Below are 14846 nucleotides of genomic sequence, written 5' to 3'. Positions count from 1 at the left end.
CATATTTTTTGCAGAGTCAACCTATTAAAGTTAAGAAATCATAGCTATTAAAGCCTGATAATAGTTATCCAATAAGTTCTTGTCCCCGTTCAGAAATAGATAGGGTTCAATTAATTCCAGCTCCATCAGGTAAAATGAATTATTGATTAAAACACCATCTACTCTTGCATACAGCGTAGATTGTGGTAAGCTTTTTAAATAAGCTCCTGCCTGTTCTATATGCAATGGCTCCGGAGTTGGATAGCTAATGCTTCCGCCATGATAATGCTGCACTCTGAAATCACCCTGTTTAGGAGTTTTTAATGAGCAGTGGCTATATTTTCCATTGAAAAACAGGAATGACCATTCTCCATTTTTAATTTCTTCTACAAAAGGCTGTACCATATAATCCTGCTCTTTCAGAAGCTGTTCAATTTCTCTGGATCGTTCATCAAAATTACTTTTGCTAACGGTGACTGTATTTTGTGCTCCTGCGCTTACGCAAGGTTTTACCACCAATTTCTCAGTTTTAAAAAGATCGAAAAAATGATTATCAAAAGATGAGTTTTTTTCCAGATATTCTGCAGGAATTACAGGAAGACCTTTTTCAGCAATGTCCTTTAGATAATGTTTATCACTGTTCCACTTAATGATTTCTGCGGGGTTTAAAATACTAACACCTACATCCTCAATACGTTCCAACCAGTTCAAAAACTCTTCCAAATGGTTATGATAGTCCCACGGAGATTTAATAATTGCAACATCAAAACCGCTCCAGTTTACATTTTCGTCATTCCAGATTGTGGGAACAACGTCTAATCCTTTGTTAATTAAAAAATTAATGAGTTCTGTATCTTCATCATTAACCACTCCCTGCGAAAGTCTTTCTTCTTTTTTATAGCCTACTACTGTGATTTTCATGCGTCTGTTATTATGATTTTATCTTAAGTAAATTTCGGAAGATAGCATGAATAAGTACAGACACAGATTTTTTTATTTGGATGGATACAATTGTAGGATTTAAAAATTATTTAATCGTTCTCTATTTGCCCCCTTTATAAACATTACTAATATTCTCAATATTTTAATACATTTGTTATAAAACATACTTCAAATGAATTTCGAACAGGTTAATCTACACCTTGATGCCTACAAGGAACATAACCAGATTTTGGATGCCGCAAAGTATCTAATCCATTCTTTTAATCTGGAGCATGAGAATTTTGCAGGATTTGGATTCAGGGAAGAGCTTTCTCCTACCTCAATGCTTCTTACGGCAGAGGGAGAATTGGGAGGACCACAAACAGTGATGATTCCGAAAAATTTATTTGATTTTGACCTAAATCTTGTCCTGAATATGGTGGCCCACGAAATGCTCCATGTAAGACAAAAGGCTCCCGGACATGTAATAGAAGACAAAAATGAACGGGAATTTCAGGCCTATTACGAGATGCTTTTTCATAAGGTTTTCCCACAGGTCCCTGAGGTTTCAGATTTTCATAAAAAATTCTTTGGAAACAAAGCTTTGGAGTATTATAAAAGAATGGGTGAAAACTCAGTCTTACAGCAAAAATATGAAGAACAGAAAACAGAAGTAGAACATTTAATTAACGCATTACCATGACAGCAAAACCAGACATCACTTGGGCAGATTTTGAAAAAATAGACATCAGATGTGGAACTATCCTTTCAGTAAATGATTTTGAAAAGGCAAGAAATCCGTCTTATCAGCTGGAAATAGACTTCGGAGATCTTGGAATCAGAAAATCCGCCGCTCAGATTACTTCTCTTTATGAAAAAGAAGAACTGGTGGGAAAACAAATCCTAGCAGTTGTCAATTTTCCTAAGAAGCAGATTGCCAACTTTTTTAGTGAATGCTTAGTCTTAGGATTATATGGAGAAGACAAAAAAGATGTCACCCTTTTAAGTCCCTCATTACCCACAAAAAACGGAATGCAGGTAGGATAGCAAATAAAAAACACACATGATACAGAACATACCATTAGAAAGAATCTTATTCCTTGATATAGAGACCGTTCCACAGGCGGGATCCTGGGAGGAATTATCAGAAACAGAGCAATATCTCTGGGACAAAAAAACAAAATTTCAGAGAAAGGAAGAAGTTTCTGCAGAAGAATTCTATGACAGGGCCGGAATTATGGCTGAATTTGGAAAAATCATCTGCATCACCATCGGAATGCTTGAAAAGAATGAAACTTTGAAGATTAAAAGCTTTTCAGGGCATGATGAAAAAAAGATGCTACAGGAATTTGGAGAAATCTTCAATAGCCCGAGGCTTCATAATGTAATTCTCTGTGCACACAATGGAAAAGAATTTGACTTCCCATGGATTGCCAGAAGATACCTCATCAATGGAATGCTGCCTCCCGCACCGTTCCAAATGTTTGGAAAAAAACCTTGGGAGGTTCCTCATATAGATACAATGGAATTGTGGAAGTTCGGGGATTATAAAAGTTTTGTATCATTAGAATTATTGGCTCATGTCTTTGGTATTCCTACTCCAAAGGATGATATCGACGGCTCAATGGTTTCATCAATTTACTACATAGAAAAAGACTTGCAGCGAATTGTTGACTATTGTGAAAAAGATGTCTTAACTTTGGCAAATATTTTCCGACGTATGCGTCAGGAAGATTTGTTGAAAAGGAATATCAATCTAGATTAAAAAATGAAATTTACAGACGATCAAATTGCTGACATTGGTGAGGAAATCATCAGCATGCTAAAAACCGTATATGACCCCGAAATTCCGGTAGACATTTACGAATTAGGGCTTATTTATGATGTACAGATCTCCGATGATGCTGACGTAAAAATTATAATGACACTTACTACTCCCAACTGCCCCGTGGCAGAAACTCTTCCTCAGGAAGTAAAGGATAAAGTAGCTGAAGTAGAGAATGTAAAGAGTGTAGATTTAGAACTTACTTTCGAACCGAGCTGGAATAAAGATATGATGAGTGAAGAAGCTAAGTTTGAGCTTGGAATGTTATAAAATTCAGACATTTTTTAAGCATGAAAATTACTTTACAATCATAATTCTAAAACCATGGTAAGAAAAATTGGAGCAATACTGCTTGCTTTTCTCGGAGTTTATATGCTTTATTTAGGTACTCAGATGAAAGCCCAACCTCCATTTATTACAGGAATAGGATTTATAATTATCTCATTACTTTACTTAAGTAAAAAGTAAAATACTATTGTTCAATAGTATACTCATATAAAAAGGATGTCATCACCAGACATCCTTTTTTGTATAATTAAAAACCCTGACATTAGGATTTATTTTTAATTTTCTTTTGCTATTTCTTTTCCCTCTCTCCTGCTCCACTCACTCCATGATCCTACATACAGCTCGGGTATTGGAAATCCGGCATAATCTAAGGCTAAAATAGTATGACATGCTGTAACTCCCGATCCACAATGGATAATCAAATGTTCAGGATTATTCTTCAGCAATTCATGATACTTTTTATTTAAAATTTCAGGTTTTAAAAACAACCCGTTTTCATCAAGATTTTCAGAAAAAGGAATATTGATTGCTCCCGGAATATGGCCTGCAACCAAATCAATAGGCTCAGATTCTCCTCTGTATCTATAGGCATCCCTTACGTCAACAACGGTAGAAGAATTACTTTTCAATTGATTTTCAACCTCTTCAAGACTTGAAATTAGAAATATCCAATCCTCTTTTTTAATCAATGGAGCTTTTTCAAATGATTCTTCCCCAGTTGAAAATTCTATGTTTTCATTTTCGGCAGCCTGTATCCCTCCATTAAGAACCTGTACATTTTCCAATCCAAAGGATCTTAACATCCACCAAGCTCTTGCTGCTGCATTAGAACCATTTTTATCATCATAAATAACAATGTGGGAACTTTCGGCTATCCCAAGATTTGAAAGAGTTGTTGCAAATTTTTCAATACTTGGAAGCGGGTGTCTTCCTCCAAAAGCAGCATTTTCTCCTATCTCAGCCAGATCTTTATCCAGATCAATAAATCTTGCTCCCTTGATGTGCTTTTCCAGGTAGCTTTGTCTGATATCTTTTCCGGCTCTTGCATCAAGGATGATAAGTTTTTCAGAAGAATTATTTTTTAACTCAGATGATGAAATTATTGGAGACATTGTATTAATTTTTGGTTTGATTTTAATTAAATTTTGGCTAAAGCCATGTGTATATTAATATAGTAAAGCGGGCTAAAGCCCGCTCCTATTGATTTTTTTATTCTTTATAACTATTTAAAAATGAAAAATATCTTTCGCCTTGTTATAAGAACTTTCAAAATTCAGCAAATTCAGTTTATGATCAGCTTTTTCAACACTCATAAAGTTAATCACCTGTTCCGTAGGCATATTTCCTACAAGATCATCCTTGGCCATAGGACATCCTCCAATGCCCTTGATGGCACTGTCGAATCTTCTGCAACCCTTGTCGTAGGCCGCTTTTAATTTTGAATAAGATTCTTCATAACGATTATGAAAATGTCCTCCGAAGTTAATTTCAGGGTACTTTGAAGGGATTTTTTCAAATAAAAGAGCAATTGTTTCCGGTGTTGCCACTCCCGTTGTATCGGAAAGTAAAACATCCTTTACACCGATATCTGAAAATCTTTGTGCCCACTGGTCTACATCTTCCCACTTCCACATTTCACCATACGGGTTTCCAAAAGCCATAGAGAAGTAAATATTCAATTGTTTTCCCTCACTTTTTACCAGTTCCAGCATCTTAATGATTTCGTCAAAAGCTTCTTCCTGACTTTTGTTGGTATTTCTATGCTGAAAAGTTTCGGAAATAGAGAATGGAAATCCAAGAATATCCACAGACTCATGTTTCAAAGCTTTTTCAGCACCTCTATAGTTTCCTATAATGGCAGAAACTTTTGTCTTGGAACGGGATTTATCAATATTTTCAGCCACCTCATCAGAGTCAGCCATCTGTGGAATTGCTTTTGGAGAAACAAAGCTCAGACAATCCAATACATCAAAGCCAACATCCATTAAGGAGTTGATATAATCTATTTTTTTATTGGTAGGGATAAATTCTCCCCATCCCTGCATGGCATCTCTAGGACATTCGGTAAGAAACATTTTTACTTTTTGATTTTCTCAAATATAATAAAACTAAACTAGTTCGTATACTGTACATACAAATCTAACACTATTTTGATTTTCAAATATTTATATCTGATTTATAATTTCAATAATTGATATTCAGTCGCAAATAACGTATTCTGAGCGTCAAATTTGCTAACTTTGTTAAAATTTATGATCAATCTGATGAGTACAATAGAATTCAATCCATTATGGAAAGAGAAATTACTAAACCGTTTTCTTAGCTATGTAAAGATATATTCAACCAGTGATGCAGAAAGTGAAGCTACCCCTTCTACTCCTCGTCAGTGGGATATTGCCAATTACATTACAGAAGAGCTGAAAACGATCGGCCTGGAAAATGTTTCAATTGATGAAAACGGTTATATTATGGGCTATGTTCCATCTAACCTTGAAAATGATAACAGACCTACAATTGGGTTCATTTCACATTATGATACATCACCGGACTTCAACGGAGAAAATGTAAAACCTCAGGTTTGGGAAAATTATGACGGAAATGATCTTCTACTGAACCAAACTACCGGATTCACATTATCTTCTTTAAAATTTGAAAGTTTAAAAAAATATATCGGTCAGACCTTAATCACAACAGACGGGACAACTCTTCTTGGTGCTGATGATAAGGCAGGTTGTGCAGAAATTGTAACGGCTGCCGAATATCTGATAGCCCATCCAGAGATCAAACATGGAAGAATTGCCATAGGATTTACTCCTGATGAAGAGATCGGAAGAGGTGCACACAAGTTTGATGTAGCTAAATTCGGTGCTGAATGGGCCTATACAATGGATGGTGGAGAAGTTGGAGAATTAGAATATGAAAACTTCAATGCTGCAGGCGCTGTGGTAAAAATCCACGGATTAAGCGTACACCCGGGTTATGCTTATGGTAAAATGGTGAATGCTGCTTTATTAGCTGCTGAATTTATCCAAATGCTTCCTGCTAACGAAACACCGTCTACTACAAAAGGTTTTGATGGATTCTATCACTTAATGGATATTACCGCTGATATTTCAGAAGCTAAACTTCAATATATCATCCGTGACCATGACGCTGATAAATATGAGGCAAGAAAGAAATTCTTGGAGGAAAAAGTTGCCGAATTCAACCAAAAACATGGTGAAGGAACTGCTGAAGTAGAAATCAAAGAGCAGTACAGAAATATGAAGCAGCAATTTGAGGGCAAAATGCATATTGTAGATCTTGCTGCAAAAGCAATGACTGAAGCAGGAATTGAGCCTAAAATCAAAGCAATCAGAGGAGGTACAGATGGCGCACAGCTTTCTTATATGGGACTTCCTTGTCCGAATATTTTCGCTGGAGGAATCAACTTCCACGGGCCTTACGAATATGTAGCCTTAGAAAGTATGGAGAAGGCAACTGAAGTGATTATTAATATTGTAAAAGCCTAATTGAGATGAATAAACTCTTAGCATTAGCATTTATATTCTCATTTGCTTTCGGAAGCGCCCAGGTTTCGGGATTTCAAAAAGCAGATTCTAAATATGAAAAAAAGAAAAAGGCTTTGTATAACAAATATCCTAAGCCTAATGACTTAAGAACTAAGCTAGAGTGGCTTCTTACGGAAGACAAAATAACATCTTATAAAAACGCCCTTGAGAAAATCTCTGAAGACGAAAAGAAAGCATTAGACACTGACCCACCAGTTAAGACAAAGGTGAGCAAAGAAGCAGAATATGAGACAGGAAAAGCAGCTTTTCTAAAGTCATTGTATGAAGCTGTGGATCTTACTTTCTTAAACTATGCTTCAGATTCTTATAAAGCAACCTTAAGCTTTGTAGTAGATTCAAAAGGAAATGCGCTTAATGCTCAAGTAAAAGGAAATAATGACGATGTAAATGCATTTATTGAAGCTGCTTTCTACCGTATCAGGGAGAAAGGCAAGTGGAAACCTGCAGAAAGCAATGGAAAACCGGTATCATCCATGATCTCGATTCCTTTGGTTTTAACATTCAAAAAATAAAAAAAGCAAACCCGGTAGATTTTACCGGGTTTGCTTTTTATTTGCTTTCCCTATTCTATGGCAAGCCAGCTCTCCTCTCCATCCGCACCCCTTGTCACAAGCTTATTGCCATTCGTCAAATAAAATTTTATCCTCTTTCTCAGAGTTGTTGTTTTGCATCAAATTTTTAACAGTAATCAATTTATGAAACAACAATTTTTGGCACTAAGCTCATTATTTTTATGCATTACCTGCTCCATTGAAGCTCAGGCACAGCAAACACCGGCTTTCCATATTGGAGTAAAGGGAGGTACAAATTTTACAAAAACCTCAACGGAATCTTCTTCCTTGGAAGGGAAATACGGTTTCGGTTATCAGGCAGGGGTGATGACAAGACTAGATATTGGAAGCCTGTATGTACAAGGAGAAGCTCTATTCAACAAAAGAAAAACGTCCTACGATACAAAAGATGGTGGTTCCGCAAAACTTACATGGAACGCTATTGATCTTCCCGTGGTCATTGGTTATAAACTGGTAAAGACCGATGATTTTAATGTAAGAGTCTTTGCCGGCGGAGTCTACAGCTATGCATTTAATAATAAGGTATCCAGCTCACAGGCTCTTCAGGAGGGCTTTAAAAATTTTGACAAATCCAACATTGGCGTCACAGGGGGTGTGGGTGTAGATTATAAGAACTTTACTGTAGATCTGAGATACGAAACCGGCCTTTCAAACATCAGTAAGGAGTTTAAATCCAAGCCACATAGTTTTAGTCTTGGGATAGGTTATTTTCTATTCTAAAAACTTAAATTATCTTTACTCATTAGAAACTGCGGACCTGCAGTTTCTATTTTTTTATTAAATTATTTTAAGCTTCTATGACAAAATCATTTGTTTTAAGAGAATACATATTCACCTTTATTTTCTGGCTTGTTTTTACGATTGTATTATGGTGCAATTTTCAAACCGACACAGACAAATATCTCGCAAGCATTCAAGCTGTTATCATTGCGATCAGTTCTTTTATGTTTACCCATTTTTTAACCAATAAACTTCTCCCAAAAGCTTTGCGGGCAAAAAAAATGAAACAGTTTCTGATTCAGACCGTAATGGTTATTTTTCTTTTGAGTATCATTTTTTCTGTTATTTTCACTTATCTCGAGGTTTCTCCAAAAAGACAGCTCCCTTCAAACTTTTGGGATCACATTCCCTTTTTATGGAAAGGTTTTTATATGTCTTTACCCGCCTCTTTTTTGATCAATGGCTCTGCCTGTGGTATCAAATTCTATAAGGAACATGGAAGAATAGAACGAGATCATATCCTCCTTCAGCAGGCCCATCTTGAAAATCAGCTTAAACTTCTTCAGGATCAGATCAATCCGCATGTGGTATTCAATATCCTGAATCATATTCATATCCTGATGAAACGTGATACGGAGCTTGCCGATTTTTTACTGATGAAGTTTTCAGATATTCTGCGGTATCAGCTGTATCATTGCAATCAAAATCTTGTTCCGCTGGATAAGGAGATTGAATACCTTCAAAATCTTGTTGAGGTAGAAAAGCTAAGATGGGGAAATGAGCTGGATGTAAAGGCCACTTGGGAAATGGGAAGCAGAAAGGCTTTTATTGCTCCTTTACTTTTGGTTCCTTTTATTGAAAATGCCTTTAAATATGTTTGCAGGCTTCCTGGTCATAAAGGCTACATTAAAATCAATTATAAAGAAGAATCCGGAAACCTCTCTTTTTATGTAGAAAATTCATATTCTGACGTGACTATGTATAAAAAGAAAGACGGAGCTGGCGGAATTGGCCTTCAAAATGTAAAAAAACGATTAAAACTACAATATCCGGATTCTCATGACCTGAAAATTGAATCTGATGGTCTTGTTTATAAAGTAACTTTAACCTTAAAACTCTCTGACAAAAATGAGTAATACGATTCCTAAAATGAAATGTCTGATTATAGATGATGAGCCACTGGCAAGGTTCCATCTTAAGGAATTGGCAGATCAGATTGATTTTTTATCCGTAGAGGGAGCTTGTGCCACTGCCCTGGAGGCAGATACCAAGGTAAAGGAAAGCGAAATAGATCTTCTTTTTCTGGATATCAACATGCCTTACCTTACTGGTCTTGAGTTTTTGGAACAGCTTGAAAATCCACCTTTATGTATCCTTACAACAGCTTATTCAGAATATGCTCTGGAGGGATTTCGTTTACAGGTAGCGGATTATCTTTTAAAGCCTATTGCCTTTAATCGTTTTTACCAGGCGGTGAATAAAGCACAGCAACAGTTTATTATCAATGAAAAACTAAGGAAAAATACACCATTGGATGATCCTTTTCTGTATGTAAGACAGTCTGATACGTTCATCAAGATTTCCTGGGTAGATATTTTATTCGTTGAAAGCATGCAGAACTATACCAAGCTTCATTTTAAGGATAAATCTCTGGTCATCCATCAAACCATGAAAGCTATTGAAGAATCATTGCCCACCGATCATTTCTTTAGGATTCATAAATCTTTTTTAATCAATATCACTCATATTGACATGATTTCCGGAGGACGTTTATTCATTAATAAAATAGAGCTTCCAATCTCCCGAACCCGAAAAGAAGAATTGCTGAACCAGGTAGTGTATAAGAAGTTGATTAGTAAATAAAGGAAAAAATAAGAGCTGGAAGAGAGAAGTTATAGTAATCAGAAGATCAATTAAGAGATCATATTTCTTTCTTCCAGCCATTTTATTAAGGTAGATTCCAGCGTATTGCAAGGGCAGCATAGAATGTACTTGTAAACTTGGGATCTGCTATTTTTTTGTCTTTAAAAATGCTTGATATTTTTCGCTCGCTTTCACTGAAGTTTCTCATCAGAGTTGATCCACCTGTAATACCGAGGCTCAATTTATCATTGATCTTTATTTCTGGTCTTAAACCTGCCGTAATCTGCTGATAACCAAACATCATAGATTTCCCGTCCTTATTTCTTTCTACTGACATTCCGCTGAGGTTGACTACTGCTTTTAGGGTAAGGGCATCTGAGAATTGATATCCTGCCTCTGCTCCTTCAGGGAAGTTAATCTTGAATTTGACCTTTCCATTGGTTTTCCAATCAAAATAAATCCATGGCAAAACCATTGGCGTTCCAAATGCCGTTGTAAGCACAGGACCTCCTCCTAAAGCAAGGTTTGGATTAAAGTGTCTGATAAATAGAACTCCCCCCTGTCCCAATATATCATCAGAACTGATTCTTTCCAGATCGGTATACAGCCCTACTGAAGCCATCATCATTATGCTCCATTTCTTTCCCAAAGGTCTTATATGCTGCAGCCCAACCTGAGCGTTCAGCATTTGATCCGGAAATAGTGGGGTTTCGTAATTTTTGTGTGATATCCTTGCATAGGATCCACTAAGGAGCATAGACCATGCTTTTACTTTTCCATTATTGTCCTTTTTCATAGATAATGGAATACTCAGATTCAGATTTACTCTTTTAAAATCACTCTTAGAGTTGGTTTTAACACTATCTTCCGGACGAATATAGTTGGAGAAGGGCGTGTATTCTGTCTTCAATTCTGCAGATATTCCCGTCTGTGCATTGATCCAATATCCTAACGGCAATAGGCAGCAAAAAGCCGTCAAAAGGTTTCTTTTCATATTCTAAATTTTATGCAAAGAGAACCTTTTGACTATTTCTTTCAAAAATTACTTGATTAAGTGTACGTCTATGATGACCAACAGAAATAGTAGCAGGATTATATTTTTAAAACTACCTCAATATACCTACTGTTTCTTATGCAAATGCTTTGATCTGCTTCAATGAACGATATCCAAACCATACAGCAATTAACCCTATTAAAGCTCTTGTGACAACCATTGGTATGATTGAGTCGGCCTCCATCAGCCCTACAATTCCCGAGATTACAAACGTAACCATTAGTTGCATAAAGCCCATTAATGCTGCTGCTGTACCACGTCCCTCCTTAAATGGTGACAGGGCATGAGCAGAGGTAATCGGGAATAAAAGTCCTATGGCTAATAACGAGATATGCAATAATACAATTTCCAGCCCTACAGACAATTGATACATTGAAACCAGGATATGAAGACAGCATGAAGATAATAAAATAACAGTGGCCCAGAACTTAATTCTGGTTTCTTCAAACCTCTTGATCAGCCTTGGAGTAATGTAAGCCGCCAAGATTAAAGCCACAGAATTGAACGCGAATATAAACCCGAAGACTTCACTGGAAAAACCATGCAGCTCCATAAACAGAAACGGAGCATTGGAAATATAAATAATCAGGGAAGCAAAAGCAATACTTCCGATCATCGTATTGTTTACAAAGTCTCTATTGGAAAGAATTGTTTTAAGCTGTTTGATAAGGTTTATTTTTTCCTCTACAACGTCAGTATCTTTGGATAGAAGTCTGGCATTGGTTTCAGGAACACATTTATAAACAAGAATTAGTGTTATAAATCCTAATATTACCAAGAAAGCAAAAGAGCTGTTCCATCCCCAAAACTTAAGGAATACACTTCCCAGCAAAGGGGCCACAATAGGTGCTACTCCACTGATTTGGGATTGTTGGGAAAATATAGCTACAGATTTTTGTTTATCATACAGGTCAATAATGATAGCTCTTCCTATCACAATTCCGGCACTTCCTCCAAATGCCTGTAGAAATCGCATAGCCCATAGCATATAAATATTTTTTGTAAAATAGATTCCTATTGCTCCTACAATAAACAATAGCAACCCGCAATACAGCATCGGTTTTCTTCCTTTATGATCTGATAAAGGCCCCCATAAAAGCTGCCCAATGGCAAATCCTGCAAAAAATACAGAAATGGAGATTTGTATGTGCCCGATATCCGTCTGAAAAATTTGAGCCATACTTGGGAATGCTGGTAAATATAGGTCTATACTCAACGATTCCAACGTATTAAGCAAGGCTAAAATAAAAATAACGACACCTAGGTTTTTCATAAATAGTATTAATTATTAAACGATCTACTCATGCGGTTTTCATGGGGTGCAAAGGTCCTCCAAAAAAGTAGGCGGTTCAATAACAGAACTGAAGAAATAATAGGACAAACTGAAGATTTGTAGATGTAAAAACAAACAATAAGTACTAATTTAAAACAATAACATTGTACATATTGAAGATTATTCTTTTCCTTTATTTTTAAAACAATCAGGGTTTTGACCGGTATGTTTCTTGAAAAACCGGGAAAAATATGAAGTATCGTTAAAACCAAGCTTGAAAGCAACCTCTTTAATGGATAAAGCGCCAAAGCTAAGTTCTCTTTTGGCTTCGAGAATAAGTCTTTGGGCAATCATTTTTTTGACAGTTGTTGCTCTTAGCAAACGAACAATATCATTAAGGTGATGGGTACTGATTTTTAGATGTTCAGCATAAAAGGATGTGTTTTTCTGAGTGATATAATTTTCCTCAATTAGTTTTACCAGTTGCTGAATACGCTGGCGGTCATTCAATAAAGGTTCCTGAGGAATAATTTGTTCTCCGATGATGATACAAAATGCTTTCAGATAAGCCTTTAAGAGTTCTGTTCTTGCCGTTGTTTTATATTCCTGCTCCATCAATGCTATAATTGTTCTGCAGGTTTTTTCATTTTGGGGATTTAAAAAAAAGGGCAGCTCTCCTCCCGTAAGCACCGATTCTATGGTACAGGCTTCGTTGAAAATTTCCCTGCTTATCGCCATGGCATACCCCTTCTCTCCTTCTAATTTCATGTTGAATGCCTGCCCCGGCGCAATGATACAGATTTGATTGTTCTCGAGTTTATACCTTTCAAAATCCAATTCTAATCGGCTGTTTTCATACACTTCCCTAAACCAGATGATTTCAAAAAAATTATGCCGGTGAACATCATGAAAGTTCTCTGGACCGGCATCAGTCAGAGTACTCATCTGAAATTCTTCGGAAGTCAGGTGATGAACCGGAATTTCTTTTTCTGGTGTAATCATTACTAAATTATTTAGCTATAAACAAAAACCACAGCAAAAAAAGTGCTGCGGTTTTCTTACAATATTTAAAATTAAATATAATTTTTCGATTTTATTGGCTTAAAAAAGCATCCCATCCCTGGGCGGTAAGAGCAACCAGTTGATTAGACCCTCTCGCTACCATAAAGTTTCCGTCTTCTTTTTCAACAGCATGCCCGATAATGGTAAAGTCCGGATGATTTTTAATTTTATCAAAGTCATTGGGTGAAATGGTGAATAATAATTCATAATCCTCTCCTCCGCTTAATGCGGTCATTACAGGATTTAAATTCATTTCATCTGCCGTAGAGATCGTTAGATTATCTAAAGGAATCTTTTCCTCGTATAATCTGAATCCTACTTTTGACTGATCAGAAAGGTGAAGGATCTCTGAAGCTAAACCGTCTGAAATATCAATCATAGAAGTTGGTTTAATATCCAACTCTTCTAAAATATTTTTAACATCTGTTCTTGCTTCAGGCTTCAATTGTCTCTCAAGGATATAATCGTAGCCCTCCATCTCCGGCTGCATATTGGGATCTGCAAGATAAACGGCATGTTCTCTTTCCAGGATCTGAAGTCCCATATAAGCTCCTCCAAGATCTCCTGTAACTACAAGAAGATCATTTGGCTTTGCTTCGCTTCTCTTGACAATATTTTCATCAGTTTCTATTCCTACCGCTGTAATACTCATCACCAATCCGGCATTAGAACTCGTTGTATCACCTCCAATAAGGTCAACTTTGTATCTTGCACATGCCGCCTGAATTCCTGAATAAATCTCTTCCAAAGCTTCCACCGGAAAACGGTTGGAAACAGCCAGAGAAACTAAAATCTGTGTAGGAACGGCATTCATTGCAGCTATATCACTAAGGTTTACTACCACGGCTTTATAGCCTAAATGTTTTAACGGAACATAACCAAGGTTAAAATGCACGCCCTCAGCCAAAACATCGGTTGTAAGAACCACTTTTTTATTGCCAGGATTAATAACTGCCGCATCATCTCCTACTCCAAGTTCTGAAGATTCATTGGATAATGGAAAATGCTCTGTCAAATGCTTAATAAGACCGAATTCTCCTAGTTTTGAAATGGGCGTAAGCTCCTGTGATTTATCTTCAAACATAAAATTTCTTTTTTGTACAATGTCCAATGTAAAATGCATTAATAACCCAAAGGTTTTTCATAACATTGAACCCTGAACTTTAAATTTTGAATTAATTTGTCAATTCTGCCGGATCAATATTTTGTGGGTGGAAAGGAAGCTTTTTAAAGTCTTCTTTTGAAAGCACCACCGTTTCCGGGCTTTTATACTTGTTCATTGCTTCCACTACATCATCTGGTGGAGTGGTCATTTTTCTAAGCATCATATCTATCCATACCCCTGTAGCTTCTGCTGTAGCACAGTGCATCCCATCCGGTGTATAGAATTTGTGTACGAAACGATAGATAGAAGAATCCTCTGAACATCCGTCTATTTCTACACTTACAATTACGATCTGATCTGCATAGATCTCCTTGAAGAAAGAATATCTCTCATGCAGGATTACCGGACCAATTCCCCATCTGCTCAATTGGGTAACCCCCATTTTCTCTTTGGTCATGAAAGCCATTCTGGCTTGTGCACAATACTGTACATAGGATGAATTCGCCAAATGCTTATTGGCATCAAGATCACTCCATCTCACTTCAAATTTATGGTAGAAAATCATATGAAAATCGTTTTTGGTATAATTAAAATTATAATCTTCAAAAATAC

At 36.5% G+C, this 14846-nt stretch carries 17 protein-coding genes; 9 read left to right on the top strand and 8 right to left on the bottom strand.

Going from position 1 to position 14846, the window contains the following annotated elements; all coding sequences use genetic code 11:
- Positions 1-30 precede the first annotated feature (30 nt).
- Positions 31-900, bottom strand: coding sequence for an ATP-grasp domain-containing protein (locus tag C1638_RS11360; protein ID WP_109621038.1), 870 nt, complete (start codon positions 898-900; stop codon positions 31-33).
- Between the two features lie 193 nt (positions 901-1093).
- On the opposite strand from C1638_RS11360, the gene C1638_RS11355 reads away from it, so the two are divergent.
- The 4 genes from C1638_RS11355 to C1638_RS11340 are packed head-to-tail and all read left to right on the top strand — an operon-like array spanning position 1094 to position 2995.
- The gene (locus C1638_RS11355) at positions 1094-1603 is read left to right on the top strand and encodes a hypothetical protein (protein WP_109621036.1); all 510 of its coding nucleotides are present in this window, start codon (positions 1094-1096) and stop codon (positions 1601-1603) included.
- Positions 1600-1947, top strand: a complete 348-nt coding sequence (locus C1638_RS11350) for a tRNA-binding protein (protein WP_109621034.1) — start codon at positions 1600-1602, stop codon at positions 1945-1947. Before C1638_RS11355 ends, C1638_RS11350 begins: the two co-directional genes overlap by 4 nt.
- A gap of 16 nt (positions 1948-1963) precedes the next feature.
- Positions 1964-2665: a 3'-5' exonuclease gene (locus C1638_RS11345; RefSeq protein WP_109621032.1), complete on the top strand. Its 702-nt coding sequence runs from the start codon at positions 1964-1966 to the stop codon at positions 2663-2665.
- Between the two features lie 3 nt (positions 2666-2668).
- Positions 2669-2995, top strand: a complete 327-nt coding sequence (locus tag C1638_RS11340; protein WP_109621030.1) for an SUF system Fe-S cluster assembly protein — start codon at positions 2669-2671, stop codon at positions 2993-2995.
- A 293-nt stretch (positions 2996-3288) separates the two neighbouring features.
- Here C1638_RS11340 and C1638_RS11335 read toward each other — a convergent pair whose 3' ends face one another.
- The gene (locus tag C1638_RS11335; RefSeq protein WP_109621028.1) at positions 3289-4125 is read right to left on the bottom strand and encodes a sulfurtransferase; all 837 of its coding nucleotides are present in this window, start codon (positions 4123-4125) and stop codon (positions 3289-3291) included.
- 114 nt (positions 4126-4239) lie between these two features.
- Complete coding sequence (locus C1638_RS11330; RefSeq protein ID WP_109621026.1) at positions 4240-5088, bottom strand: hydroxymethylglutaryl-CoA lyase; 849 nt, start codon at positions 5086-5088, stop codon at positions 4240-4242.
- Positions 5089-5277: 189 nt separating this feature from the next.
- Here C1638_RS11330 and pepT point away from each other — a divergent pair, with 189 nt between their 5' ends.
- The 5 genes from pepT to C1638_RS11305 all read left to right on the top strand — a co-directional run bounded on the left by pepT (position 5278) and on the right by C1638_RS11305 (position 9740).
- Positions 5278-6525 carry a peptidase T gene (gene pepT / locus C1638_RS11325; protein ID WP_109621748.1) on the top strand — a complete coding sequence of 416 codons (1248 nt, stop codon included), beginning with the start codon at positions 5278-5280 and terminating at the stop codon, positions 6523-6525.
- A 5-nt stretch (positions 6526-6530) separates the two neighbouring features.
- A complete protein-coding gene (locus tag C1638_RS11320; protein ID WP_109621024.1) occupies positions 6531-7097 on the top strand; it encodes an energy transducer TonB in 567 nt (188 codons plus the stop codon).
- A 183-nt stretch (positions 7098-7280) separates the two neighbouring features.
- The gene (locus C1638_RS11315; RefSeq protein WP_109621022.1) at positions 7281-7877 is read left to right on the top strand and encodes a porin family protein; all 597 of its coding nucleotides are present in this window, start codon (positions 7281-7283) and stop codon (positions 7875-7877) included.
- A 281-nt stretch (positions 7878-8158) separates the two neighbouring features.
- Positions 8159-9013 (top strand): sensor histidine kinase, encoded by an 855-nt coding sequence (locus tag C1638_RS11310; RefSeq protein WP_228428129.1) that lies wholly within the window; start codon positions 8159-8161, stop codon positions 9011-9013.
- The gene (locus C1638_RS11305) at positions 9006-9740 is read left to right on the top strand and encodes a LytR/AlgR family response regulator transcription factor (protein ID WP_109621017.1); all 735 of its coding nucleotides are present in this window, start codon (positions 9006-9008) and stop codon (positions 9738-9740) included. Before C1638_RS11310 ends, C1638_RS11305 begins: the two co-directional genes overlap by 8 nt.
- 85 nt (positions 9741-9825) lie before the next feature.
- On the opposite strand, the gene C1638_RS11300 is transcribed toward C1638_RS11305, so the two are convergent.
- The 5 genes from C1638_RS11300 to C1638_RS11280 form a co-directional block, all read right to left on the bottom strand.
- Positions 9826-10734, bottom strand: coding sequence for a DUF6268 family outer membrane beta-barrel protein (locus C1638_RS11300; protein WP_109621016.1), 909 nt, complete (start codon positions 10732-10734; stop codon positions 9826-9828).
- Between the two features lie 136 nt (positions 10735-10870).
- Positions 10871-12067, bottom strand: coding sequence for a multidrug effflux MFS transporter (locus C1638_RS11295; protein WP_109621014.1), 1197 nt, complete (start codon positions 12065-12067; stop codon positions 10871-10873).
- A 180-nt stretch (positions 12068-12247) separates the two neighbouring features.
- Entirely contained in the window at positions 12248-13069 is an 822-nt protein-coding gene (locus C1638_RS11290) for a helix-turn-helix domain-containing protein (protein ID WP_109621012.1), read from the bottom strand.
- 91 nt (positions 13070-13160) lie between these two features.
- Positions 13161-14213, bottom strand: a complete 1053-nt coding sequence (gene thiL / locus C1638_RS11285) for a thiamine-phosphate kinase (RefSeq protein ID WP_109621746.1) — start codon at positions 14211-14213, stop codon at positions 13161-13163.
- A gap of 91 nt (positions 14214-14304) precedes the next feature.
- Complete coding sequence (locus C1638_RS11280) at positions 14305-14799, bottom strand: acyl-CoA thioesterase (RefSeq protein WP_109621744.1); 495 nt, start codon at positions 14797-14799, stop codon at positions 14305-14307.
- Positions 14800-14846 lie beyond the last annotated feature (47 nt).

The organism is Chryseobacterium oncorhynchi (genome assembly GCF_002899895.1).
Lineage (GTDB): Bacteria > Bacteroidota > Bacteroidia > Flavobacteriales > Weeksellaceae > Chryseobacterium > Chryseobacterium oncorhynchi.
This window is presented reverse-complemented; position numbering and strand designations above follow the sequence as displayed.

Bases quoted from the DNA above. Each gene is read 5' to 3' on its own strand.
- C1638_RS11360 (WP_109621038.1), bottom strand. From the start codon at position 900: ATGAAAATCACAGTAGTAGGCTATAAAAAAGAAGAAAGACTTTCGCAG.
- C1638_RS11355 (WP_109621036.1), top strand. From the start codon at position 1,094: ATGAATTTCGAACAGGTTAATCTACACCTTGATGCCTACAAGGAACAT.
- C1638_RS11350 (WP_109621034.1), top strand. From the start codon at position 1,600: ATGACAGCAAAACCAGACATCACTTGGGCAGATTTTGAAAAAATAGAC.
- C1638_RS11345 (WP_109621032.1), top strand. From the start codon at position 1,964: ATGATACAGAACATACCATTAGAAAGAATCTTATTCCTTGATATAGAG.
- C1638_RS11340 (WP_109621030.1), top strand. From the start codon at position 2,669: ATGAAATTTACAGACGATCAAATTGCTGACATTGGTGAGGAAATCATC.
- C1638_RS11335 (WP_109621028.1), bottom strand. From the start codon at position 4,125: ATGTCTCCAATAATTTCATCATCTGAGTTAAAAAATAATTCTTCTGAA.
- C1638_RS11330 (WP_109621026.1), bottom strand. From the start codon at position 5,088: ATGTTTCTTACCGAATGTCCTAGAGATGCCATGCAGGGATGGGGAGAA.
- pepT (WP_109621748.1), top strand. From the start codon at position 5,278: ATGAGTACAATAGAATTCAATCCATTATGGAAAGAGAAATTACTAAAC.
- C1638_RS11320 (WP_109621024.1), top strand. From the start codon at position 6,531: ATGAATAAACTCTTAGCATTAGCATTTATATTCTCATTTGCTTTCGGA.
- C1638_RS11315 (WP_109621022.1), top strand. From the start codon at position 7,281: ATGAAACAACAATTTTTGGCACTAAGCTCATTATTTTTATGCATTACC.
- C1638_RS11310 (WP_228428129.1), top strand. From the start codon at position 8,159: ATGAAACAGTTTCTGATTCAGACCGTAATGGTTATTTTTCTTTTGAGT.
- C1638_RS11305 (WP_109621017.1), top strand. From the start codon at position 9,006: ATGAGTAATACGATTCCTAAAATGAAATGTCTGATTATAGATGATGAG.
- C1638_RS11300 (WP_109621016.1), bottom strand. From the start codon at position 10,734: ATGAAAAGAAACCTTTTGACGGCTTTTTGCTGCCTATTGCCGTTAGGA.
- C1638_RS11295 (WP_109621014.1), bottom strand. From the start codon at position 12,067: ATGAAAAACCTAGGTGTCGTTATTTTTATTTTAGCCTTGCTTAATACG.
- C1638_RS11290 (WP_109621012.1), bottom strand. From the start codon at position 13,069: ATGATTACACCAGAAAAAGAAATTCCGGTTCATCACCTGACTTCCGAA.
- thiL (WP_109621746.1), bottom strand. From the start codon at position 14,213: ATGTTTGAAGATAAATCACAGGAGCTTACGCCCATTTCAAAACTAGGA.
- C1638_RS11280 (WP_109621744.1), bottom strand. From the start codon at position 14,799: ATGATTTTCTACCATAAATTTGAAGTGAGATGGAGTGATCTTGATGCC.